At 27.8% G+C, this 25,758-nt stretch carries 26 protein-coding genes and 1 riboswitch; of the genes, 15 read left to right on the top strand and 11 right to left on the bottom strand.

All coding sequences use genetic code 11. From position 1 onward, the window contains the following. The first annotated feature begins 28 nt into the window (after positions 1-28). The 4 genes from ACRDBA_RS14880 to ACRDBA_RS14865 all read left to right on the top strand — a co-directional run bounded on the left by ACRDBA_RS14880 (position 29) and on the right by ACRDBA_RS14865 (position 3,265). On the top strand, positions 29-502 hold the full coding sequence (locus ACRDBA_RS14880) for a hypothetical protein (protein ID WP_438573716.1): 474 nt from the start codon (positions 29-31) through the stop codon (positions 500-502). Between the two features lie 13 nt (positions 503-515). Beyond that, on the top strand, positions 516-1,004 hold the full coding sequence (locus ACRDBA_RS14875) for a hypothetical protein (RefSeq protein WP_438573715.1): 489 nt from the start codon (positions 516-518) through the stop codon (positions 1,002-1,004). A 113-nt stretch (positions 1,005-1,117) separates the two neighbouring features. Next, positions 1,118-2,608, top strand: coding sequence for a glycosyltransferase (locus tag ACRDBA_RS14870; RefSeq protein WP_438573714.1), 1,491 nt, complete (start codon positions 1,118-1,120; stop codon positions 2,606-2,608). 15 nt (positions 2,609-2,623) lie between these two features. Continuing rightward, positions 2,624-3,265 carry a class I SAM-dependent methyltransferase gene (locus tag ACRDBA_RS14865; RefSeq protein WP_438573713.1) on the top strand — a complete coding sequence of 214 codons (642 nt, stop codon included), beginning with the start codon at positions 2,624-2,626 and terminating at the stop codon, positions 3,263-3,265. Positions 3,266-3,336: 71 nt separating this feature from the next. Here the strand turns inward: ACRDBA_RS14865 and ACRDBA_RS14860 are convergent, their stop codons facing one another. Together ACRDBA_RS14860 and ACRDBA_RS14855 are read right to left on the bottom strand one after the other, a co-directional pair. Then, positions 3,337-5,346, bottom strand: a complete 2,010-nt coding sequence (locus ACRDBA_RS14860) for a hypothetical protein (RefSeq protein ID WP_438573712.1) — start codon at positions 5,344-5,346, stop codon at positions 3,337-3,339. Between the two features lie 733 nt (positions 5,347-6,079). Then, positions 6,080-7,156: a phosphatase PAP2 family protein gene (locus tag ACRDBA_RS14855; RefSeq protein ID WP_438573711.1), complete on the bottom strand. Its 1,077-nt coding sequence runs from the start codon at positions 7,154-7,156 to the stop codon at positions 6,080-6,082. A 284-nt stretch (positions 7,157-7,440) separates the two neighbouring features. Here ACRDBA_RS14855 and ACRDBA_RS14850 point away from each other — a divergent pair, with 284 nt between their 5' ends. Next, on the top strand, positions 7,441-7,986 hold the full coding sequence (locus ACRDBA_RS14850; RefSeq protein ID WP_438573710.1) for a site-specific integrase: 546 nt from the start codon (positions 7,441-7,443) through the stop codon (positions 7,984-7,986). 99 nt (positions 7,987-8,085) lie between these two features. Here ACRDBA_RS14850 and ACRDBA_RS14845 read toward each other — a convergent pair whose 3' ends face one another. From ACRDBA_RS14845 to ACRDBA_RS14825, 5 genes are all read right to left on the bottom strand, one after another. Beyond that, on the bottom strand, positions 8,086-8,718 hold the full coding sequence (locus ACRDBA_RS14845; RefSeq protein ID WP_438573709.1) for a hypothetical protein: 633 nt from the start codon (positions 8,716-8,718) through the stop codon (positions 8,086-8,088). Positions 8,719-8,901: 183 nt separating this feature from the next. Then, entirely contained in the window at positions 8,902-9,303 is a 402-nt protein-coding gene (locus tag ACRDBA_RS14840) for a hypothetical protein (RefSeq protein ID WP_438573708.1), read from the bottom strand. Positions 9,304-9,379: 76 nt separating this feature from the next. Continuing rightward, positions 9,380-10,378: a glycosyltransferase gene (locus ACRDBA_RS14835; RefSeq protein WP_438573707.1), complete on the bottom strand. Its 999-nt coding sequence runs from the start codon at positions 10,376-10,378 to the stop codon at positions 9,380-9,382. Between the two features lie 3 nt (positions 10,379-10,381). Beyond that, positions 10,382-12,319: a glycosyltransferase family 2 protein gene (locus tag ACRDBA_RS14830; RefSeq protein WP_438573706.1), complete on the bottom strand. Its 1,938-nt coding sequence runs from the start codon at positions 12,317-12,319 to the stop codon at positions 10,382-10,384. A gap of 14 nt (positions 12,320-12,333) precedes the next feature. Further along, entirely contained in the window at positions 12,334-13,833 is a 1,500-nt protein-coding gene (locus tag ACRDBA_RS14825; RefSeq protein ID WP_438573705.1) for a tetratricopeptide repeat-containing glycosyltransferase family 2 protein, read from the bottom strand. A 159-nt stretch (positions 13,834-13,992) separates the two neighbouring features. Between ACRDBA_RS14825 and ACRDBA_RS14820 the strand changes: the two genes are divergently transcribed. Beyond that, on the top strand, positions 13,993-15,042 hold the full coding sequence (locus ACRDBA_RS14820) for a hypothetical protein (protein WP_438573704.1): 1,050 nt from the start codon (positions 13,993-13,995) through the stop codon (positions 15,040-15,042). A gap of 15 nt (positions 15,043-15,057) precedes the next feature. On the opposite strand, the gene ACRDBA_RS14815 is transcribed toward ACRDBA_RS14820, so the two are convergent. From ACRDBA_RS14815 to ACRDBA_RS14805, 3 genes are all read right to left on the bottom strand, one after another. After that, complete coding sequence (locus tag ACRDBA_RS14815) at positions 15,058-15,333, bottom strand: Mor transcription activator family protein (RefSeq protein ID WP_438573703.1); 276 nt, start codon at positions 15,331-15,333, stop codon at positions 15,058-15,060. A 220-nt stretch (positions 15,334-15,553) separates the two neighbouring features. After that, positions 15,554-16,813, bottom strand: coding sequence for an RNA-guided endonuclease InsQ/TnpB family protein (locus ACRDBA_RS14810; protein WP_438573702.1), 1,260 nt, complete (start codon positions 16,811-16,813; stop codon positions 15,554-15,556). Between the two features lie 3 nt (positions 16,814-16,816). Further along, positions 16,817-17,458 (bottom strand): IS607 family transposase, encoded by a 642-nt coding sequence (locus tag ACRDBA_RS14805; RefSeq protein ID WP_438573701.1) that lies wholly within the window; start codon positions 17,456-17,458, stop codon positions 16,817-16,819. Between the two features lie 330 nt (positions 17,459-17,788). Here ACRDBA_RS14805 and ACRDBA_RS14800 point away from each other — a divergent pair, with 330 nt between their 5' ends. From ACRDBA_RS14800 to ACRDBA_RS14785, 4 genes are all read left to right on the top strand, one after another. Continuing rightward, positions 17,789-18,034: a DUF1659 domain-containing protein gene (locus ACRDBA_RS14800; protein WP_438573700.1), complete on the top strand. Its 246-nt coding sequence runs from the start codon at positions 17,789-17,791 to the stop codon at positions 18,032-18,034. A 26-nt stretch (positions 18,035-18,060) separates the two neighbouring features. Next, positions 18,061-18,294 carry a DUF2922 domain-containing protein gene (locus ACRDBA_RS14795; protein WP_438573699.1) on the top strand — a complete coding sequence of 78 codons (234 nt, stop codon included), beginning with the start codon at positions 18,061-18,063 and terminating at the stop codon, positions 18,292-18,294. Positions 18,295-18,307: 13 nt separating this feature from the next. Further along, on the top strand, positions 18,308-18,457 hold the full coding sequence (locus tag ACRDBA_RS14790; RefSeq protein WP_438573698.1) for a YvrJ family protein: 150 nt from the start codon (positions 18,308-18,310) through the stop codon (positions 18,455-18,457). A 1,327-nt stretch (positions 18,458-19,784) separates the two neighbouring features. Beyond that, complete coding sequence (locus tag ACRDBA_RS14785; RefSeq protein WP_438573697.1) at positions 19,785-20,906, top strand: replication initiation protein; 1,122 nt, start codon at positions 19,785-19,787, stop codon at positions 20,904-20,906. A 60-nt stretch (positions 20,907-20,966) separates the two neighbouring features. Here ACRDBA_RS14785 and ACRDBA_RS14780 read toward each other — a convergent pair whose 3' ends face one another. Further along, positions 20,967-21,629, bottom strand: a complete 663-nt coding sequence (locus tag ACRDBA_RS14780) for a hypothetical protein (protein WP_438573696.1) — start codon at positions 21,627-21,629, stop codon at positions 20,967-20,969. Positions 21,630-21,842: 213 nt separating this feature from the next. On the opposite strand from ACRDBA_RS14780, the gene ACRDBA_RS14775 reads away from it, so the two are divergent. The 5 genes from ACRDBA_RS14775 to rfbD form a co-directional block, all read left to right on the top strand. Beyond that, complete coding sequence (locus tag ACRDBA_RS14775; RefSeq protein ID WP_438573695.1) at positions 21,843-22,121, top strand: TIGR04540 family protein; 279 nt, start codon at positions 21,843-21,845, stop codon at positions 22,119-22,121. Further along, positions 22,096-22,848, top strand: coding sequence for a ParA family protein (locus ACRDBA_RS14770; RefSeq protein WP_438573694.1), 753 nt, complete (start codon positions 22,096-22,098; stop codon positions 22,846-22,848). The genes ACRDBA_RS14775 and ACRDBA_RS14770 overlap by 26 nt, the downstream gene beginning before the upstream one ends. Further along, the gene (locus ACRDBA_RS14765) at positions 22,841-23,212 is read left to right on the top strand and encodes a hypothetical protein (protein ID WP_438573693.1); all 372 of its coding nucleotides are present in this window, start codon (positions 22,841-22,843) and stop codon (positions 23,210-23,212) included. The genes ACRDBA_RS14770 and ACRDBA_RS14765 overlap by 8 nt, the downstream gene beginning before the upstream one ends. 179 nt (positions 23,213-23,391) lie before the next feature. Next, positions 23,392-23,476, top strand: a riboswitch (cyclic di-GMP riboswitch). A gap of 77 nt (positions 23,477-23,553) precedes the next feature. Further along, entirely contained in the window at positions 23,554-25,002 is a 1,449-nt protein-coding gene (locus ACRDBA_RS14760) for a lytic polysaccharide monooxygenase (protein WP_438573692.1), read from the top strand. A 131-nt stretch (positions 25,003-25,133) separates the two neighbouring features. Continuing rightward, positions 25,134-25,758: dTDP-4-dehydrorhamnose reductase (gene rfbD / locus ACRDBA_RS14755; RefSeq protein WP_438573691.1), on the top strand; the 625-nt coding region annotated here is incomplete at its 3' end.

Here is a 25,758-nt window from a genome sequence, read left to right as displayed (position 1 = left end):
TTTTTAGTATTTAAAGGAGGTGTAGTTTATGGCAAATGTAGTTAGAAATAAAATATTATATAGTGGTATAGATGATTATATCCCTGATAATATTGATTCTTTTACTCAAATGAATATAGATAGAGTTATTGATATCGGTACTACTTTACCTGATATAGATGAGATATTAAAGGTTAATGTTGATTTTAATATTAAAGATACAAAGATTATAAAAACTGCTATAGGTACATCTTTAGAGGGACAAAAACTAACTGGGTATAAGCTTTTAACTGAAGGTGAGTTTATTGTAAGAATAGATTTTTGTGCTGATGATGCTTCATCATCTATATATACATTTAGGTCTAAATTATTTTTCAATAATTCTACAACTTTAGATGAGGATACAAATTTAAATAGCCGATTTTCAGAAAATATTTATGTAGAAGATATATATGCTCAAAAAATTAGTCCTAAAGAAGTCTTGATAAATATAAGCTTTATCTTTACAGCAGAGAGTTATTAGTGAGGTGCTTATTATGAATAGTTATACAAATTATATAGGTATTAGTGATGATCTACCTATAAATATAAAATATTTTAAAGAAGATTTATTTGATGTAATGTGTTTTAAAAAACCTAATGCAAAGGATATTTATGATATAGTATCAGTTTCGGTTGATAGTAATGTAAATTCTATAAAGGTTTTAAATACTCCTATTAGAACTTCTAATGAAGGTAGTAAACTTTCAGGTAAAAAGTTACTAGTTGAATTAGATTTTTCTTATAGTATAAAATACACTACAAATTCTATTGAGAAATACTTATACATATTAAATAGCAATACTACTAAAATAGTATACATAGTTGTCCCATCTGAAATAGATGATATTCCTATAGAAGATTTTGTTAGAAGAAAAAAAGTTGTTATACAACCATACATAGAGGACTTATATGCTGATATAAGAACTCCTGATAGTATTTACATAAGAACATTACTTCTAACTAATATACATATAAAAGCTTAGCAAATTATGAGGGTATTTATACCCTCATAATTTATTATACACATATGTTAACTCTACTTCATAAATTATAAATGTACACTATTTATATCGTTCAACATCGGGAGGAATTTAATATGTATGATAATTCTCTTAGCATATGTATGATAGTTAAAAATGAAGAAAAAAATCTATCTAGATGTTTAAAAAGCATAAAACATATTGCACAAGAAATAATAATTGTTGATACAGGAAGTACTGACAATACAGTATCTATCGCTAAAAAATTCGGAGCTAAAGTTATTAACTTTGAATGGACAAATGATTTTAGCCAAGCTAGAAATATCTCACTACAAAATGCTACTAAAAATTGGATTTTAGTATTAGATGCAGATGAAGAAATTTCATTTGATGAAGGTGTTAAGTTAAAAAATATATTAAAACTCAATTCTCATTTAGAGGCATTTCATCTTAGGCTAGTTAATATGGTTTCAAATGTAGATATCGGAGATGCAATCGTTCTTAGATTGTTTAAAAACAATCCTCAATATAGATTTGTAGGAAAAATGCATGAACAAATAGTTCACTCAATAGAAAAACATTCAAAAGGAATACCTATAGGCTCTACAGATATAAAAATTAAACACTATGGTTATGACCCTAATTATGCTGATATAGATTCTAAGCAAAAAAGAAATATGGATCTTTTGAATAGTTATCCCAAAGAAATGAGAGATGGTTATTTTTATTATTCTTTAGGTAATGAGTATGCCCGAATAAATAATACTAATCAAGCCTTAGAATGTTATTATAAGGGTCTTGAATTGGCTGAAAAATTAGATTCTACACCTATATATCTAGCATATTTAGCTATTCATATCTTAAAAGTTTTATCTGCTTCTAAGAGATATGCCGAAGAGCTTATTATGATTGATAAATTTAAAAATAAGTTTTCAAATTTTAAAGATATTTATTTTATGGAGTGCCTTGCATATGTAGAATGTGGTCGTTTTTCTAAAGCCAAAGAATCTCTAATAAGTTATATAGCTTGCCCTAAGGGTAACTATGAGTATCCTACATCTAAATTTGAAAATTATTATAATATGACTCAACTTTTAGATAGTTTAAATACTTCTAGTATTAGTCACAAAGAAAATATTTTAAATGTTATTATAATGGCTTATGAATCTCATCCTAAGTTATTAGAAACAGCTAAAGGGGTTCATGAAATAGCTGATAAAGTATTTATTATTACTAAGTCTAACTCAAACATATCTAAAGAAGATTTCTTAAACCTAGGAATTGAAATTATAGAGGCTGATAGTGATGATAATGGTGCAAACTTCTTAAACGGCCTTTCTAATTGTGATGGTGAGTATGTACTTCTAATGAAACCCGGTGAACTTATATCATTAGAGGCACAAGAAGATATAATACATTTACTATCTAATGATAGTGAAGATTTCTTTAACCTATTGGTATTAGATACTTCACTAAATAGGCAATCTAGCGAGTTTAGACTATTTAAAAACATTGAAAAACTCCAACAATACAATACTTTCAAAGACTTTGCAGACTATATTTATTCTAATGAAATATCAAATGTATTTATAAGTATATACAAATAATTAAGGAGCATATCTATGGATGCAAATATTATTAACAATAGAAATGTAACTATATTAAAGTTATTAAATGAGGATACACCTGATAAATCAACACCTCTAAATATTTTAAATTTATTTTTTGACCAAAATAATGTATCAATAAGTGAAGATTATCCTAATATATGTTTATCTAATTTCAAACTTAAAAGCCCTTTTCTTTTAGATTTAGAATTTCCGCTTGAAAGCTTTGACTATATTATTTTTAATGATGTTATCGAAAAAGTAGTCAATCCTTTAGATTTTCTAAATACTATAAAAAAATATCTAAAACCAGATGGATTTCTAATAGCTACTATTGCAAATATAATGTATGTTCGAGCATTAAAAGATATACTTAATGGTAAGTTTAATTCATCTAGAGTTGATCATTTAGATGACTATAATCTTCGATTCTTTACTATGCATGAGATAAAAAAAGTTCTAGTCGAAAGTGGATACAATCTTATATCCATGCTTGCTATAGCAACTACTTTAACTGATGATGAAAAGTTATTTGTAGATAAGCTATCTAATTTATCTAGCTTAGATCAAAAACTTAGCTTTACAACTTATGAATATATGATTAAAGCTAATATTCAAAAGAATTTAACTATCTATGACTATATATTAAATATTTAAAATAATGTAGGGCTATCTTAAATAGATAGCCCTTTTAAATATTTTAACTTTAGATTATTCTTTTAAACACATTACTTTGTAGTAAATGAATTTACTTCACAAAGAGAGTATATAGATATATTTCCATTAGTTTCGTTAACTATCATTAATCCTTTGCCTGCACAAGCTACTGAACCTGTTATAGTTTCAGTATTTGGAACAAGTACATTCATATTCTCAGTAACTATACTTCCAACAACTGTAGAGTTTGTTATAGTTGTTGTTATATTACTTATTGCACTTACTGTTGTTGTTGCTATAGTAACTACACTTACTGGTATTGTAACTACAGATCCAACAGCTCCTATAGTTGTTGTTGTAACTTGATTTACAGAGTTAACACTTTGACTTACTGTAGCTACACTTTGAACTACTGATTGAGGTATTGTAGCAGTTACATTATTTATAGCTACTGTAGCAGTAGATACTACTCCTGTCACTGGTACAGATGTTGAGTTTACTCCATTTACAACTGTAACTGATGGTGTTGCTGGAACATTATTTATTGTCATAGTTGGAACTGAAGTTATTTGAGATACAGATAAAGTAGTAGGAACTACACTGTCTACAACCGTTGTACCTACTGGACCTTGAACTGAAGAAAGAACATTTACTAGAGTAGGGTTGTATTCTGTTACTGCATTTAATAACTCTGGTGTTCCATCTACACTCAATACTGTAGCAGGATTTGTTAATACTGATACATCAAGGAAACTATCTATAACTACAGTTACTCCACCTAAAAGAACTGGTAATGTTACTGGAACTGATGGTGTTCCTATTCCTAATGCATCTACTGGTATAACTACCTGTAAAGTTCCTCCAGCTGCTAGTGCTGCATTAAAATTAGCTGCATTTATAGTTGTTGTTGTAACCGTGCTAACTGAACTCATTCCACTTATTATTGTAGCTGTATTAGGTGTTCCTAGGTCTGATATTACAGATGTAGATGTTATATCTCCTAATCCTAAAACGTTAGCTGTTGTTGTTGTCACACTTGTAACAGCATCTGTGTTTGCAAATACAACATCTGTAACTACAGTTTGAGGTACTATTGCAATAGGTGCACTTACTAAGATAGTATCTGTTGTTATAGAGTCTATAAGAGTAACTGGTGTAGCTAACACTACATCTGATACTACAGTTACTGGTGCTAGTGTTAAATCAGATAAAACTGTAGCTGTTGTTGGAGTAACATCAGTTACTATAGTTACACTACTAAATGTAACATCATTTACAACTGTTGTACTTGTAACTGTTGTTGGTGCTACAACTGTTGTTGTTGATGATACTACAGATACAGATGTTACTACAGGAATTGTTGTTGCTGTTATTGTAACATCACTTACAACAGTTGATGGTGTAATAGTTCCTATAGTTTGTATAGGAGCTGTAGTACTTTCTGATCCATTATATACTAATGTATCTACTATTGTTGTATTGCATGCTATTTTACTTTCCATTCCTTTTTCGCAACAGCACTTATCATTAGTAAGAGCTAATTCATCGTCTACTGTTATAGCATAGTAGTTATACCCACATGAACTGCTACTAGTGTTGCAACTATTACTACTGTTATAATTACAATTGCAGTTACAATTACAGCTACAGTTATTTCCAATTGTTCCTGTTAAATTACATAAGTTTGTTTTTAAACAATTTATAAAATCTACATTTGTTACAGACCCTGTTTCTAGTTCTATCTTAGCTATATCACATAATGAAATAGTTGTTTTTCCATAAGTTAAAGTACTGTCAGTTAATGATAATGTATCTAAAACACCTACATTTACACTCACAGTATAGCTTAATCCATTTGTAAGAGTAATTATCATACTAATTCCAAAACCTGGTACATTTGCATAACTAGATACACAATTTATAACTACACATAAAGCTGCCTTTATTTGTGATTTGCAGCAACAATCACTTATAGAACTACTACTTGGACAAGTAGAGCTGTAGCTTGTATTAGTATAGTTGGTATTATATCCATGATTATTTGGATAGTATGAGTAACCTTTACTATAATTACTATACATACATATAACCTCCTAAAATGTTGACTGATAACTCAATTATTATTTGAGTGTATCTTATATATTTTATTAATCTAGGCATAAATCTGACACAATAGTTTATATATATTCTAAAACATTTTATAATGTAGATAATTTCATTGTTTTTTACTATATATTTCTATTAATATCAGTTTATGTTTACATTTACATTTTTGTTTACATTTACTTAATTAAAATAATAATCGTAATTAATTTTATATAAGTAATTTTAAATGTCTTTTTTTGTATTACTATTTATCTATAATTGAGTAATACAGTATGTTATTATGAAAATATATTTTTAATATTCCATTTAAAATTTAATAGATTTAAGGTTTTATAAGGAAGTGTATTTGACCTAGAGCCATATGGAAACTCGATAGAGAATACGATATAGTGCCAACTAAATACTTTTGGTTCCCAAACACCATATATATGTATCTAGTACTACATAAAAGGGGTGAGAGTGGTAGTATCGCACCACAATAAACAAGAGGATAGGGTGGCAATACTTTGTGGAGTACTCAAGACCTATCATTGTCTGAGGTATTGGTGATTTGTTTAAATACAAAAGGTGAGTATTATAACTAGTACTAGTCAAGCGTTCTTGGTGTCGTATAGCCAAGCTGTTTTCTAAACGTATTGATAGAGTTATCCCTGATTATCTCAGGGACAACTCTATCAATTTGACTGTATTCAAACATGATTAAAGTTCTTAGTTAAATTCACAATAATCAATTATATTTGCTTTATTTACATAACAGTTTTTAGGTGGTATTGCACATGATGAGTTATTTACAGAGGTAGGTACATAAGAGTTACAACTTGTATTTTGAGAAGTAGTATAGCTAGTTGTTCCTTGTAAAAGTACACTACTATCACAAGTTTGTGGTCTTCTAGCTGGAATATATTGAGTTAGATTATATGGTATTATATTTGCATTTCTGTATTCAGTTACAGGCATATCTATAACTAAACAGTTAGAACTTACTTGACTACTTATATAATCTACTATACTTTGTCCTATACTTAATCCTAAGTTGAAACCTTCATCACAATCAGCTTGATAATGTACTCCTGCGTAAACTCTAGATTGAGAGCATTGAGTTGCTAACATATATAGTTTTTCTTTTTCCTGTGGAAAGAAGTAAGATAATATTTTATACATACATGATGCCATAGATGAATGTCCTGCTGGATAACTTGGATGTTTTGGTGTGCATAGTACGGTTTTTATATTTGGATTAAATTGACATGGCCTTATTATATTCCACATAAACTTTAATTTCCAAGTTACTATAATTGTATCGTTTAAGGCTCCATTTAATATATATAATATCCTACTAGCTAAACAAGCTGGAACACCATACGTATCTATTAATATCTCTGCTATAGGCATAAATTGCTTTGTAGGAGGTCCATCTCCCCAATATTTAGCTATACTTATTTCATGTTCAGTCAAATTTTTCATTACTTTTATTAATTTATTATATTCATTTTGAATACTCATATTTTCATGAGGATTTTTTATATTTAATGTTATTATATTTCCACATGGATCTCTAAACTGTCCATCTGCACTCGAAGTAATGAAACATAATGGCCAGTTTACAGCATTTGGAGTTTCTGGTTTTGGCAAAACATATTCGCTTGGATATGGTACTTTAGCCCAGTCTGTATATATACTTTTATGCTCTACATAACAACTACTTTGGTTTGATATAGTTTGATTTCCATTAATTTGATAACTGTAAGGCTTATTACAATATCCATGATAGTAATGTTCATTCATATACAATTTTCCTTTCTTTTTATAGCCTTTCTTTATAAATATTCCACAAAATTGCTATTTGTTACATCACATTACATTTATCTAACTTATTTTATATTCAAAATAAAAATGTAACAAAATACATATTTTGTTACATTTTTTAATTATTTCTGTATATATTGAAATTTCAACGTATTTTATATATTTTTATATTTATTATAAAAAATAAATGTAACTAAAACATTTAATTGTTACATTTAATGTATTATAATATTTTTATTATAAATTTAACTTAGGAGTGTTATATGAAGTATGTTCAACCCATTAGAGATAGAGAAATAATATTAAAAATGAAAAATGAGCTCTTAAAAACGGGACTGAGAAACTATATGCTTTTTAATATAGGTATAAATACCGGACTTAGAGTTTCAGACATCTTAAACTTAAAAGTAAAAGATGTTAGATTTAAATCGCATATTCTTATAGTAGAACAAAAAACAGGTAAGTCTAAGAGAATTCTTATAAATAGCAATCTTAAGGAAGATATTGATAACTACATATATACTATGACTGATAATGAATATCTATTTAAGAGCCAAAAAGGTAATAATACTCCGATAAGCAGAGTTCAGGCCTATAGAATCTTAAATACAGCTGCAACTAATTTAGGTATCGTTGAAATAGGTACTCATACTATGAGAAAAACTTTTGGTTATTGGCACTATAAAATTTACAAAGATATAGCTATTTTACAAGATATATTTAATCATTCTTCACCTAGCGTAACCTTAAAATATATAGGTATAACTGATGATATTAAAGATAAAACAATAGAAAAATTTTATCTTTAATCATAAATTTAATAAGGACCTAGATTGTGTCCTCTAATAACACATTTCTAGGTCTAATTAGGTTATTTCATACAATATTTAAATATATTGTTTATATTATTATCTGTTCCAACAACAACATTTTTGTTTTTGTTTGCATCCACATTTTTGTTTGCAGTTTTGTTTACATTCACATACAGGTTTACAAACTTGCTTACATTCGCAAACTTGCTTGCACTCGCATACAGGTTTACAACTGCATCCACAACCATGGTTTCCTGAGTTTCCACAAGAACATCCTGAGTTGTTACCTCCACAAGAACATCCTGAATTATTATTTCCACAACTTCCATTGCTTCCGTTGTTTCCATTATTTATACCCATTATCCAAGATGGATCAATTGGTCCATTGCTTCCATTTCCAAGTACATTTGTTGTTCCTTGGTTTATAGTTCCATTGTATATTGTTTCAGTAGTTACATGGAATACATTATATTCTTTTACATGGTCTGTAACATAATTACATTCTTTTACATGTATATTGTTGTATTGTGTATAGAAATTATCATAATAGTTTTGATTTTTTATATTACTATTAGCTCCTTCTATTGTCTCATGATTTTCAAAATAGTTAACTGTTCCATTACCATTTCCATTTCCATTTCCATTTCCATTATTGCCACATGAATTAGAGTTGTTGTTTCCACAGTTGCATCCTGAATTACATGATTTTTTACAATTACATCTACGCATATTATTAAAAACCATCCTTTTATATATTAATTATTGTGATGATTTAAGTTTCATCACTTACTTATTAATATGACGTTTATATGTATTTAGTTACATTTTTTGCAAACTTTCGACTTTAAATTTAAAAATAAAAGATGCACATAGTTTCAAACTATATACATCTTCCTTGTAACTATAATTTTATTAACCTTCATTACTGCTACTTATTAGAAATCCAACAGAAGAATACAGCAAGTTTTTTATAAGGATTAATGATGGATTATTTACATTTATATCAAGCAAATAACTAAACAATACAACTATTGTAAATATAACACTCATGCTTCCTACAATCAGTACCTTATTTTTTAATAATAATTTATCTACCTTACATGTTCTAGTTGATTTTTCTAATATATATCCTACTATAGATGAAAATACTGTTCTTATTGTGACTAAATTCCCAGTTGCATCTAAATTTGTATCAAATATAGATAAACACGTTGCACCTAGTGTTATAGTTCCTATTACCATTAGAAATTTGCAACTTGGCCCTAGCCCATTTATAAAATCTTTAAAATCTTCATACCAAGTATATTTTTTCATATTATCACCTTAATTAAAATAAGGTACATTTTATAATATGAATTTCTATATTTTAAGTTTACATAACTTTATACATTTAAAGCAGTTCAAGTATCTTTACATTTATATCTACAAGTATTTTAGATATATCATCATATGAAGATAAGTTATACTCAGGATATCCATAATCCTTATTTAATAAATCTATATAATTTAAAAAGAATCCTTTTGCTCTTATATAATCATTTTGTTCATAAAAACTAGCTCCAGCTAAAAAATGTAAATCTTTAAAAGTTGGATATTGTTTAATAAACCTTAATGCGCACTCACTAGCTTTTTTATATTCCTTCATATCATAATAAGATTTAGATATATAAATAGGTATATATAACTTGTAGCCATTTATATTATCATCAAATTCCATTGATTTTTCATATAAATCTATAGCTTTATCAAAATCACCAGAGCTCATATATTGGCTAGCTAAGTTATAGTAATAAAATCCATCTTTATCTTTTTCTTCATAATCTTCAAATATATCTAAATTTCTTTTATGCTTATATTCTGAATCTACTAATGATTTATCATATCCATAGTGATACAGCTGTACTTCTGTAGTTAATATATCCTCTTGTTTATATTTTTCTAAAATTGAAGGTAGTATTTGCTCATGTATTTTGCCTGTAAATCTAAATCCTTCATTGTTTTTTATAACTCTTAAAGATGATAAAGTTAACCCCATTTTTCCATTATTTATATTAGATAGCTTTAAGCATATCCCTACATACTTATTATTATTAATAATCTTTTTTAGCTCATATCCTTGATAAAAATCTAATACTTCATCGCAATCTATATACAATATCCAATCGCAACTTGCATTTTCTATAGATATATTTCTAGCTTTTGAAAAATCATTATTAAACTTATAATCTATAAGTCTTGCTCCAAATCCTTTTGCTATATCCTTTGTATAATCACTGCTTCCTGTATCTACAACAATTATCTCATCTGCAATATGCTCTATACTTGCAATACATCTTGGAAGTGTGTCTTGTTCATTTTTTGCAATTATACATACACTCAGTGTTTTCATGTATTACACACGCTCCTTTTCATTCCACATAACAAGTTTAGGCTTTTTATCTAATATCGATTTATATTGAAGTATGGATCCATACTTACCATCTGGGTCTAATTCTATATATCTTTTATATTTATTTACTCTATCTTCTTCTTTTGCCCATCCATAGTGCTTTATTCTAAGGTCTGATTTTTTGCTAGGTAGGTGTTCTAAGTTATGTGGCATTCTTCCACAGTGTTGAGGTGTTTCTTTGAAATAATATGGAAAAGACTTTTGATATCTTATCATAAATGGCCTATATGTCATATGTGCATACCATAGCTTATCTTCTCTATAGTGTGTGTCATTCCAGAAATCATACAGCCTAAAAATATAAACATCCACATCAAAATCTTTCATCATATCTTTCACTTCATATTTAAACTTATCTTCAAAAACTTCATCTGCATCTAAAAATAGTATCCACTGAGGATTTGTTGCTATAGTTTCATACCACTGTTGTTTTCTAAGATTAATTTCATTATCAAATTTAGATTTTTTATTTTCAACTATCTTTATAGGTATTCCACTTAATACCTCTTTACATATTTTCACACTATTATCTGTACTTCCATCATCTATAATAACTGCATTATCTATAAACTCTCTACAGCTTTCTAACGTTTGTCTTAGATACCTTTTTTCTTCATTTTTAATTACCATAGAAAGTGTTAATTTAGGATTGTCAGATACTTTACGAATTACCTGTGGCTTATCTATATTATTTTGTTTTTCTATGATAATCTTACTTATTAAATAGTTTCCGTTTCCTTGCTTTTCTAATGAACATACTATTGTATACTCATAATAAAAACTATAATAATTTTGATATCCATCAAAGGCTACATTAACCTTAGCCTCAACTTTTGTGTTATTATTATTTAAATCCATTTCACAATCTGAAACACTACATCTATTAATTATCTTATTTTCTAAAACTCTACATCTATCATTTTTTAATCTTTGTAAACACTTTGATGCCTCATAGGTTGTAAAGTACTTAACAAAATCTTTCTTAATATCTTCTTTATATGAATATGAATTTGCACTTTCTATACCTTTAACAATCATATCTAATATATTATTTCCTAATATATCTCTATCTCTATTCCTACACTCTTCTTTATATTTGCTTAAACCTTCTAAATCTGAATTTCTATATATATGATATGCTGGATAATGTGTATCTACATGTAGCTGTATACCTAAAACAGCTGCTCTTATACAAAATGCTCTATCCTCTCCCCAAAATGAAATATTATATATTGGATCAAAATTAACACCTTTATCTAACGCAGCCTTAGATATTAACGTACATGCACCCAACCCTCCAACCTTATATACTCCTGGTTTTTTTAACATATTTAAAAATTCTGATGTTTTTTGTGATATCTCAGCCTCCGTAAGAGGTTTATTAGCTTTTGCATCATACAACGTATATGAATCTTTTAACCACACTTGTGGTACTGACTGACCATCTGGGCTCCACTTAGTCCAAAATATATTAGATATAATTTCTTTGTTATCTGAAATTAACTGTATTAATGTTTTTGGATGTAGTATGATATCTGAATCTATAAAAAATAAATAATCATACTGATGTTGTTTTGCGTACTCTATAATATCATTTTTAAACTTAGTTACTTTTAACACTAAATCCTCACACCATCTATGAGTATAATCATCACATATATAACCTTCATTTTCATCATCATCATACGCTATTATTTTAACGTTATCATGATTTTTCTTAAAATCTACTAACATCTTAGATGATCCGGTATCTGAATTATCATCTACAAAACAATAATCAACTTGAATATTAGGTTTCACTAGTTCCTCTAATGATATTAGGAATTCCCTTAAAACGTCTTGTTTTTGATGTATTGGGCTTCCTATCAAAACCTTTTTCATTATTTATCCACCCCCTAGTTACCTTGTTTTATATCATTTGCAGTTTTCAAATATATTGTAGTATTAACTATTTTTTTATTTTGACTTGCTAATTTATTTTTATATTCATCTAAAGACATTACTTTTTTATTATTTCTTATTATTTTTAAATCATTTTTATATTCTCCACTAAGCATATCCATAGTTATGAGATTTAGTGCTTCATAATTATTTTTAGCTAATATTTCTGTTATTTCTTTTTGGCTATTATAGGTACATATTTCGCCACTTTCTACAAGAATCACATATTTACCTCTACATTCTTTTAATCCATAATATAACTTTTTCTTCATATTTTTTAGGTGTATAACTTGAGCACCTACAGATTTTATATATTCTATATCTATATTCTTATTTCCATCTACAACTACAACAAAGTTTGAAACTATTTCATTGAAAGTTTTTATAGTTTCAGCCGCTTTATCATCATATTCTTCTAAAAACATTAGACCACTAAGTAAATTATCTTCATTATTCACCTTTAATTGCTCTAATCTATTTTTCATTTCTTTTATATCATAAATTTTATCAAAATTATTATTAGGGTACTCATAATTAGCTCCTACCTTACAATTTTCATAATTATTTATAGACTCTATTGCATCAGATACTTTTCCACACTCTATGTTAGCCATGCACTCCATAAAGTATAAATCTCTGAAATTAGGTAATGTAGACTTTACTGATTGTATAAACTTTAAACTTTGAGCAAATTTTTTTGAGTTTGAATGTATCTTAGCTATATTTATAAGTAGATAAGGATAGAATATATGAGTGCATTTCCTATTTGTAAGCTTAAGAGCCTGTTGATAAGTTTGATATGCATTTTCAAAGTCATCCATTCTAGCATATTCATTTCCTAAAACATAATAATAATATCCATCTTTATCTTTTTCATCATAGCTTTTTAAAAGATTAATATTTCTTTCATACTTTGATTTCATATCAGCTAGTTCTGGATCATATCCATAGTGAAGTATTCTAATATCTGTGCTTCCTATACAATTTAGTCCACCTTTTTGTTGTATTGATTGAACTATCTGTTCATGCATTTTACCTTCAAATCTATATTCTGGCTTATTTTTAAACATTCTTAAAACTATCGAATCACCTACATCTATATTTTTAATTATATTTACTAGTCTTAAGTAATAACCTTCATATGTATCGCAATTATTAACTATATATTTAAGCTTATCATGCTCACTTTTATCTATTCTTTCATCTGCATCTAAAAAAAGTATCCAATCCTTAGTTGCTGCATCTAATGAAGTATTTCTAGCCTCACTAAAGTCATTATTCCATTTATGAATTATAACCTTAGCCCCTGATTCTTTAGCAATATTAACAGTATTGTCTGTAGACCCAGTATCTACAATAACTATTTCATCTGCAATTTCTTTTATACTATCTATACAACCTTGTATATTTTTTTCTTCATTTTTAACAATCATACAGATACTCAAACTCTTCATAAACATCCTCCTTTGAATAGATTTATTAATACTCAAAATATTTTCTATAACTATTTTATTCTTTAAGGTTGTATATGTTGTTTGTGCTAACATAATATTGATTATTTTCATAATATAAAATTAAGTTTTTCAAAAATATAAATTTAAGGAGTGTACTAAATGTCACCTAATACCTTCTTTAAGGGTTGTATTTATACAAATAGTTGTCCGCCAAATAAAAACAATAGTAATTGTGGTGGTTGTAATAATCATTGCAATAATTCCTGTAAGTATGGCTGTAATTCTCATTGTTTTACATTTCCACCTATATGTCCTACCGGTTCTACTGGCGCTACTGGTTCTACCGGCGCTACTGGTTCTACCGGTTCTACTGGTTCTACCGGTTCTACTGGTTCTACTGGTTCTACCGGTTCTACTGGTTCTACCGGTTCTACTGGTTCTACCGGTTCTACCGGTTCTACTGGTTCTACCGGCGCTACTGGTTCTACCGGTGCTACTGGTTCTACCGGTGCTACTGGTTCTACCGGTGCTACTGGTTTTACCGGTTCTACTGGCGCTACTGGTTCTACCGGCGCTACTGGTTCTACCGGTGCTACTGGTTCTACCGGTGCTACTGGTTCTACCGGTGCTACTGGTTTTACCGGTTCTACTGGCGCTACTGGTTCTACCGGTGCTACTGGTTCTACCGGTGCTACTGGTTCTACCGGTGCTACTGGTTCTACCGGTGCTACTGGTTCTACCGGCGCTACTGGTTCTACCGGTGCTACTGGTTTTACCGGCTCTACCGGTGCTACTGGTTCATCTACACCTCTTGAGAATGCATTTTTAGCTACTCCAACAAGTGCTACTGGCGTTTCTAATAATTCTGGGATTCCTCTAACTACAAATGTTACTATCAATGGGATTACTCATATAGCTGGTAGTCCTAATATTTCACTTGATCCAAATAGTCAATATTTAGTTGTATATAAAGCTAATGGCCCTAATATAAGTGGTGGCGCTACTATAAGTTCAGAACTAAGATTAAATGGGTCAACTGTTATAGGCTCTGCATCATCTGGGGTATCTACGGGTCAAATCGAACCTCAACTTGTAGGAACTGCTATAGTAAGTACTGGCACAGCACCTAATGTTCTAAGCATTGTAAATACATCTGGTCAATCACTTGATTTCTCCAAAGTTCAGATAAGTATTGTAAAGATAAGCTAAAAAACAAGAGAGCTGCTATTTATAGCAACTCTCTTTGTTTTTTAGCTTATTAATAATACTTCTTGTATAACTTACAGATATATTATATTTGCTTGCCAATTCCTTATAATTAAATCCATTAAATTCATTTATAATATTTCTATTTCTAGCATCTTTATATATCATTTTTTCAGTTGGAAAATAGACACTACTTCCCCCAAACTCTTTTATCAAAATACTCATATTTTCAAGTCCTATCTTATTAGCTATATCTTCAAACTGTTCTGGTAGATCACTTATTTTAAAATCCATATAAATCCCGTTCTACTAAAGCTATCTAAACATACTCATGAGTGTATAAATATATTCACCAATAACATTTAGCCCTAAGAACACCATATTCTTAGATTTAATTCACCATATATAGTATTTCTATTATACATGCCTGCTAGCACCTAGTTTATTTCACTAGTCCATATCAGTTCATCTTGTTTAAAAGATGGCGTGAACTACGCAATGATTGTTTTTTGTACTATATCCCCTCTAAAGTATATCTATCAAACCTAAAGTAGCCTTTCTTTAATATTTTATTTAAGTTTTTATTAACTGGCTCCAAATTGTCTTTTCTTGCTATATTTATTGCACTATTTACATCTCTTAATATTGTTTCTTCGCAAGATACACAAGTGAACTTCCTTATGCTTGGGTCTTTCTTTTCTATATTTCCACATACACAACAAGTTTTTGTAGTATCTTTTTCACTAACAACAACACAAGTCTTATTTGATTTTTCCATAGTCCAATTAAGTATTTTTCTAAACATACCCACTAAAGATTGATTTAGCATTCCCCTATGCATATTCTTATCAATTGCCACTTCAACTGTGGGTGTATAATCACCTATTACTGCTTTATCATAATTCTTAGCTATATAATTTGCTATGCTATACATAATTAACTTTATTTGTTCTCGTTTTTTATGATATAACTTATCTAAAGTTTTATTTAATCTTAAATACCTTTTACTTGGCAAATAATATTTACTACCATGTTCACTATATTTGAGCTTATTTTTTCTATTACATAAATCTCTTTTAGACTTTACTTCATCTATTAACTTATCAAAATATTTAGTTTGATACAGTTTTTCAAACTCAAAAGTATTGCCTTTATTATCAATTGCAACAAACAGATTTTTATGATTTTGGTCTATAGCTATCCAAGATTTAATTTCATTTCTTAGATTATTTTCTCTTTCTATAGTAAAAACTGCATAGAATTTATCTCCTTGTTGCTTACAAAGTCTAAAGTTTTTTACTTTTTCAGTTTCTTTTAAGTTAAATCTTTCTCTTAAGTATCCTTTTACATAAATTTGCTTATTAAATTCATTTTTCCCTAAGGATATTCTTAAATTTCTACTATCGAGTAATTTAAATCCTTTATTAGGTTCATCATAAAATAATGAAAACCAATTTCTCTTAAATGACCTAAAATTAGGATATGAACAATTTCTCTTGAAGAATTTTTCATAAGATTCTTTGACTCTAATTGCAGTGTTTTTAAGTGGTGATGAGTGTACTGAGTATAAAAATTTATTATTAGTTTTCATCTTAGTAGCATAGTTTCTTAAATTTCTTCCACTTAAAAGTTTTTTATCATTACCATTTTTATAATCTTCTATAGTAGTTTGAAGTAGTTGATTATACAACCAGTTGCATATTTTAGATTGACCATCTAGTATATGTTCATCTTTTTCATCAAATATTATTTCAATTTTCTTAGCATATATCATAGCTTAAGCCTGAGCTTTCTCATCTATATACTCAATTTCTTTATCTTTAAACATCGATATATTTACATCTTTTATTTTTTTGGACTTATGACTTCTACTTCCATATAATTTTGATGAAAACACTGTAATTACAGATAGTACATCTTCTACTAATTCCTCTTCATAACTTTTATCCTCTGTATGATTTATTACTTCTATCTTCACATTATATATAGAGCATAATTGTTCTATAATTTCATATCCAAATCTTATCAATCTATCCTTATAATTAACTACAATTCTATCTATTTCTTCACTACATATTAGTTCTATTAACTCTTTTAACCCTTTTTTATTGTAATTTAATCCACTTCCTAAATCTGATATAACCTTAAATTGATATCCCTTAGCAGTACAATAGCTACTCACATTCTCTATTTGTCTTTCTAAATCTCTCTTTTGATCTGAAGATGATACTCTGCAATATGCTATAGTCATTTTAAAACTATCGTCTTCCTTACATTTAAATCTAATCAAATCATTTTTGTCATATCTTCTATGCTTTCCAGTAGTTCTATATGAAGTTATTTTTCCTTCTTTTTCCCATCTTCTCATAGTAGGTACTGATACCCCTAAGAATTCACTTGCTTCTTTTATAGTTAACATATTTAAACACCTCCTAAATATATTATTTACAAAAGAAGTTGATTAAATTCATATAAATTTGAATAGTTTTAAATATTTTTATCTAATCTGTTAAAATCCCCCCATGTTAATATGTATTCTATTAAAAGATGATTCTACATAAACTATTAAATTCCTATAAATTAATAAAAAAAATAAGCAAATAATCTATTTTCTTCAAAAATAATCTGCAAATTAAATTATCAAATATTTTTAAAGAATTAGTTCATACATAAATTTATACTTATATTAAATCAATTGATTGACAAATAACTAGATTACAATAACTAAAAACTAAGGAGGATTATTAATATGGAATTAAATAACAGAGAGTTAGCTACAGAAGTTTCTGAAACTGTATTATCATCTACATTAAAAATTAAATTAGACTGTGGAATTGGTGAAAATGGAAAATCAATAATAAAAACTAGAAGTTTTTCAAATGTAAAAGGAGATGCAAAAGCTCTAGATGTTTTCAATGTTGCACAAGCTTTAATAAGTCTTCAACAGCATGATCCATTAAACATAGTTAAACAGGATAATACTGAATTAAACTAAAAATTATATTAAGGGGGTAATTAAAAATGGGAATAGAAACTAAATTATTAATGATATTTTCAACATCAATGGGAAGAAAGGTTAGTCTTTACGTTAGTGATCCAAGAGAAGATTTAACTGAATCAGAAATTAAATCTGCAATGGAAGTTATAGTAGCTAAAAATATATTTGCTCCAAAACTTGGAGAAGACATAGTGTCAGCAGTTGAGGCTAAAGTTGTAACTACAGACACTACAGAATATGATTTGGTTATAGCTTAAACATATAAATATTATGGACTTTATTCAAATGGTTGCTAACCTTGGTTTTCCTGCAATAGTTACTATGTATTTATTAATTAGAATAGAAAGTAAATTGGAGGCTTTAAGCGTAAGTATAAATTCATTAAGTTCAAATATAAGTCAATTTAATAATTCAATTTGATTTAATGTTTTTAAATTCTAAAAATAGACACTTATAATAGTGTCTATTTTTATTTATAAGTACAAGCATGTCATTTTGGAAATAACAATAATTTTGTTATGCATGTATAAAATTTTTATTATTGTATCATACTTAAAATATCAATATTTTAACTATTCATTATTTGATGTAATTATTTAACTTTAATAATTATATTATTAGAATAATTATAAATATATAAATATAAATTAACTATGTCAAACTGGAAATATACAAGTTAGATATAATTTATAATTTTATTTGTATTGTTGATATTTAAACCTTTCTATATTATAAATTTATTTGTTTATATTTATGTATATATACAAACTTATATAAATATGTTTAAGTTTATGTATGTGTAAATGTTTACTTTTTATTTACATTAATTTATTTGAATTAATATGATAATTCTGTAAAGTTGTCAACTATAATTTGAGTTATATTTTCGATAAATTAGATTAAATTTATATATTTATTTGTTGTCTTCGATAAAAAAGGGATTCTAAGCTTTTTTATGTATTCATTAATATAAATACTGTCAAACGACTTTAAAAGCTTTCTATGGAGCGTTTAAAGGCTTTAAACATGCGTTTGATGTCCATATTAAATTTCCTTGTGCATTTATACTTAATTTTATCCATTTTTATATTTTACAACATTGATATTGTGTTTCACAATTATTATATGCTTTGTGACTTCCAATAAGACATGTTTTATTATTCTAAAAAAAACTATAATTAGACCTATTGTAGCTAAACTTAGTTTTTCTTCTAGTTTTATAAAAAACACCTATATTGTCTGTTAATAAAATATAATTAGTTCATAATTTTAATTTATAGATATATTTATTTGTAAAGAATAGGTCAGATTAGTATCTTTACTAGTCTTTACTTTAGTATTTAAACAGTATTTATATATATTTATAGTATTTAATAGTATTTAGACATAGCCACACCCCTTGGAATTACTAATGATTTTTGACTTAAACATGTCAGATTGGAATTTTAATATGTCACTTTGGAATTTTAATATGTCATTTTGGAAGTGTAAACATGTCAGATTGGAATTTTAATATGTCACTTTGGAAACTTAAATATGTCAAATTGGAATTTTAATATGTCACTTTGGAAATATAAAAATGTCAGATTGGAATCTTAATTATTTCAAACTAGAATCAACTATATTTTTAATTAAATTTAAATTATGTCAGATTGGAATTTTAATTATGTCTTTTAAAACATATTGACATTAATTTAAATATAAATCATTATCTTATTATAAGAATATAAAAAGTAGGTGCAATATTATGAATGAATTAACCAATGTTGAAAATCCTAAAATACTTATGAAAAATAATGTATTGATACAAGCTAAATATAGTTTAACATTAGTTGAAAATAGAATATTTTTACTTATGATGTATAAATTACAAAAAGAAAGTGAAGGAGTGCTTAGTTGCCAGATTTCACATGATGAGTTTAAGCTAGTTATAAAGCATGCAAAAGATAAAACAATTAAAAGTATTTCAAATTCGCTTAGTAATTTAAGAAAAAAGAGTATATTTTTTATGGAAGAAAAAGAAAATGGCAAAGGTATAATATGGGGAGAGTATGGATTTCTAAACGGATTTACATATGATGAAGAAACAAAGGTATTTAAAATAGAAGCATCTCAAAAAATTTATGATCTTTTAAATACATATCTTCAAACTGGATATACACCTGCAAATTTAGCAGTATTATTTAGTATGAAAAACTACTATGCTCAAAGGTTATATGACTTGTTAAGGCTATGGAGCGGAACAAAGAATGTAATTAACTATACTATAAATGATTTGAAAATGTATCTACAACTAGAAGATAGTTACCCAGAGTATGGGAATTTTAAAAGAAGAGTAATAACTCCTGCCATAAAAGAGCTTAATGAAACAGGGTATTTTGAGGTTGAATTTAAGGAAAATAAAGTAGGGAGAAAAGTAGACTCTCTAGATTTTATAGTTAAAGACTTAGATAAACGAAAATATTTTGAAAAAACAATAGTAGAAAATGTAGAAGAGAATAATTATGAGGTATTAGAAGAACCTATAAAAGATAATGGAATAAAATGCGAAATAGAAGAGAAAAGTGTCAAATTGGAAATAAGCACATATATACCTGATGAAACAGTATTTTCTAAAGGAACAATAAGACTGTTTAAAAATGATTTTAAAAATTATGATTTTAAAAATCAAGTATATAACAATGCATTTGAAGATGCTGTAGCAATAACTATGGAAAGAGATAATGTTGAAATTATAGAAGTTAAATCATATAAATACTTTAAAGGTGCACTTATAAATAGAATTGATTATTATAAAAATGAGATAGAAAAAAATGAAAAACACAAAGAAGAAATGGAATTATACTGGTGGGGAGACTTAGAAAAATAAAAATTGGAGCTAATCTATATGTAGATAGCTCCATTTTTTTATTTAGAAAATAAACTTAAATTAATTATTAAAATATCCACTAAGTCTAGATTCTTTTTTAGATTTAGCAGTTAAATCTATCAAATTAAGATCTTCCATAGTATAGCACTCTTCAGTTTCATCTATGTCATCTGAATGTCTAAAGTAAGTAGTAAATGACTTATTGCTGCTGTCATGTTCACAATAGTTGCAAGAATGAGAAGCCTTAGGCTTATGAGGAGGCACAGGATAGTGGTGTGAAGGAGTACACCCACAATCAGAGTGTGAGCAACCACAATGGTCATCACATGGGTCATAGCTATCATCATGACAAACATCACAATTACCAGTAGAATGTATAACTTTTTCGCCACCAGTAACAGATTTACCAACTATAACTCTATAAGAATTACTTTTACAATCATTAGCACATAAGTCAAATTGATAGAATCCATAGCAATCAGATATAGTATGAGCTATACCTTCATATTTATGAGTTCCATTACAATGAGAAACTCTTACAAGTTTGATTAAAGCATTAGGAACAGGACATCCTGAACAATCTTTTATTTGTCCCCAAAGTCTTACAGAAGGAGAAGTTTTTTCAACAACAACGTCAGCCCTAATTTCACAGCTACAGTCATCTACATCAAGATCTAGACTATTACCAAATATTGGCTCGCAATAATTATTATCATACATCATAAGTCAAAACACGCCCTTTAAAAAATTTTATTAGTGAAAAATATAAAAATATATATCACTTACTAGTAATATATGAAGAATGCGGTAATTTTGTTTGTATTTTTTATAAATAGATATCATTGAAGTTAGAGTAAATTTAGTATAAAATTAATATGAATACGATTTAAAATTGGCATTAAATTAAGTCAGATTTGGTCGAAAGGAGTAATATTGATGTCTAAAAGTAATATAAGACTATTTTATAAAAATCAGTTTGAATTAGGACAGGCTATAAAAAATTATATAGATGAGTACTTTAACAATGAAGTTGACCAAGAGGATTTTGAATCTAATCTAGTTAGAATCATTGATTCAAATAAAGATAAATTTTTTAAAGAAATGGATATAGCAAAAAAACCCAAGCAAATTTTAGGAAAAACTAGAGTAGAAGTAGTAAATAAAATTTTAAAAGAGAGGAGTGACTTCTATGAAAAAGATAGCAGTATTAAATAATAAGGGCGGAGTAGGTAAAAGTACAGTATCTGTACAAATAGCTCATGGACTAGCTAAATTAGGATTTAGAGTTATTTTAGTAGATTTAGATGGACAAAATGACAGTAGTTTATTTTTAGGAGTTAGCTCAACTGATTATAAAAAAACATTTTATGATTTAATTGATAAGAGGAATAAGATAGATATAGGCGAATGTATTTTAAATGTGAGAGAAAATTTAGACTTGCTTCCAAACTCAAACATTGAAGAAATAAATGCAGAGTTTTATAGAGAGCCTAGAATAGATTTAATTTTAGATGAGAAGTTAAAAGACTTAGAAAATATGGACTATGATTTTGTAATTGTTGATTGTGGTCCTCAAAGAACTAAAGTAAATGATGCAGTACTTTGCTATATTGACAAGATAATTATGCCAGTACAAGTCGAAGCAGCATCGGTTAGAGCTTGTGGAAGTATATATGAGTATCTTTCAGATTTAAGGTTATCTCCAGATAAAATAGCTTTAATAGTTCCTAATATGTATGATAAGAGAACTAAAGATGCTAATGAAAACTTATCGTTCTTAAAAGAGTTTTTTGCTGAAGATAATTTAATATCAGATCCAATAAGTAGAAGAGTAAAAATTACAGAAGCCGGAAAAATGGGTAAAACTGTATTTGAATATGATGAAGAATCATCACAACAATTTTTTAAAGTATTAGAAAGGTTGGTGGCTAAAATTGGCTAAGAGCGGTATAAATGCTAACTTTGAGAACTTAAAAGCAGAAATGATGAAAAAGAAAGAAGTAGCAAAGGAAATAAAAGAAGATAAAGTAGATGAATACAAATTTGAAAATGTAAATGAAAACAAAAATGTAAACAATTACGAAATTGAAATTGAAGAAGAAGAGGTTGTATCTAGTGGTATTTCAGCAAATAAAATTGTAATAAAGAAAGCACAAAAGGTTCAGCCACCAAAGAGAATAACTTATTATTTAAATCAAGAAACTATTAAAAAAATAGATAAATATTCAAAGATGACAGGCATGGGAAAATCAGAATTTGTGCAAACATTACTAGACATATCTTTAAATAATTTAGAGATAGAATAAGAAAATAAAAATGCACTATAGAACTTTAAATACTTGAAGTTTTATAGTGCATTCTCTATGTATTAAAATTAACTTTTTCTATAAATATTAAAAATATGGTAACAAAAATTACAAAAAATATAGATAAAATTACAATCATGTTTAGAAAAATACAATACAGGTATACAAATTTTATAACGATTTGATAAAGGCAAAATTAAAGAAATTTAATGACGCAAAGCTATAGGAGCTAATGTTTAAAAACTATGCTAGCCAGCTACCAAAGCAAATATATACTTAATAAGATATAAATATGCTAAACCTTTATAAGCGTTAAATATATAATATCTGGAGAATGAATTATGTTAAGAAATGAAAAAGTTAGAAAGTTAGTAAAAACAGGAGTGTTATCTTTTACTTTTTGTACTGTGCTAATGGGGCTTAATACTTTAGAGGGGTTTGCACATGGATATATAACAACAAGTAGAGCTGCTCTAGCGAAATATGGGCACAATACTAACGCAGGAAATGTACAATATGAACCACAGAGTGTAGAAGGAAAAGGGAATTTTCCACAGGCAGGTCCACAAGATGGGCAACTTGCAAGTGCAGGAATATTTTTAGAACTTGATGAACAAACTGAAAGCAGATGGACAAGAGTACCTATGAAAACAGGTAAAAATACTTTTGAATGGACATTAACAGCACCACATAGTACAAAAGAATTTAAATATTATATAACTAAAAAAGATTGGAATCCAAATGAAGCAATAAAAAGAAGTGATTTAGAAGAAATTGCAAATATAGATGGATATGGTAAAATACCTGAAAAATCTGTAAGCCACACTATAAACATACCTAGTGATAGAGAAGGGTATCATGTTATACTTGGGGTTTGGGAAATAGAAGATACAGGAAATGCATTTTACCAAGTTGTAGATGTAGATTTAAGTAGTGGAGTAGAGGATACACAAGCACCGACAGCTCCAACGAATTTAATATCTAATAATCAAACATCTAATTCTATTGAGTTAAACTGGGAAAAATCTACAGACAATATAGGAGTAAGTTACTATAATATCTACAGAAATAATATTAAGGTAGGAAGCAGTAAAACTACTAAATTTATAGATACAGATTTAAAAGCTGATACAGAGTATGAATATATAGTAAAAGCAGTAGATAATGCTGGAAACGAGTCAGCTAATAGCAATACAATAAAAGTAAAAACAAATCAAGTACCAGAGATAGATACAGAAGCACCAACAGCACCACAAAACCTACATTCAATGGGAGAAACAGAGTCTAGTATAGATTTACACTGGGCAAAATCGACTGATAATGTAGGTGTAAAAGAATACAATGTATATCGAGATGGATCATTAATAATTACAACTGAGAGTAATAGATTTAAAGATACGAATTTAGATGCTAACACTGAGTATAAATATACTGTTGAGGCAATAGATCAATCAGGTAATGTATCTCAAAGAAGTAATGAATTAATTATAAAAACAAAAGAAAAAGTAGAAGAAAATACTACTTGGGATTCAGATCAAATATACTTAGGTGGAGAAATTGTTACATACAATGGATTAGAGTATAAAGCTAAGTGGTGGACAAAAGGTGATGTTCCAGGAGAGAGTGATGTATGGCAGTTAATATCACAATCAGTAACAACTGAGTGGAATTTTAACATAGCATATAACCAAGGTGATGAAGTTCTATTTGAAGGCAATAGATATATAGCTAAATGGTGGACAAAAGGTGATAAGCCTAATATATCTGATGTTTGGAGAAAAGTGAACTAAAAATAATATAGAAAAAGGTGAATCTTGTATTTTGCAGGGTTCATCTTTTTTATACGTTAAAATTAATGAATCAAAATGTAAGGTCCTAGAATATATAAATAAGTGGGATATTTTAATTAAGAGGTGAAAATATGAAAATACTTATTACAGGATGTCAGGGACAATTAGGAAAGGCTTTAAGTGATTTACTATCATTAGAAAGTAAATATACTATTGTAGGTACTGATGTGGATACATTAGATATATGTAATGGAGTAGAAGTATCAGATTATATAAGAGAAAATAAGTTTGATGTTGTTATAAACTGTGCGGCATACACAAAAGTGGATTTATGTGAAACTAATTCAAGCTTAGCTTTTAATGTAAATAGCATAGGTGCAAAGAATGTTGCTATTGCATGCGAGGAAATTGGGGCTAAGGTAGTTTATATATCAACTGACTATGTTTTTGATGGAGAAAAAACAGAACCATATATAGAAAGTGATACTACAGGACCTGAAAGTATATACGGTATAACAAAATCGTTAGGAGAGTTTTATACAAGAAATTTTTCAACTAAATATTTTATAGTAAGAACAGCATGGCTTTATGGAGAAGGACCAAATTTTGTAAGAACGATGTTATCATTGAGTGAAAATAAATCTAGTATAAATGTTGTAAATGATCAATTTGGAAGTCCTACAAGCACAGTAGACTTAGCTTTATGTATAAAATCATTAATTGAAACAGATAACTATGGAACTTATCATGGAACGT

This window comes from Clostridium sp. (assembly GCF_051654825.1).
Classification (GTDB): domain Bacteria; phylum Bacillota; class Clostridia; order Clostridiales; family Clostridiaceae; genus Clostridium.
This window is presented reverse-complemented; position numbering and strand designations above follow the sequence as displayed.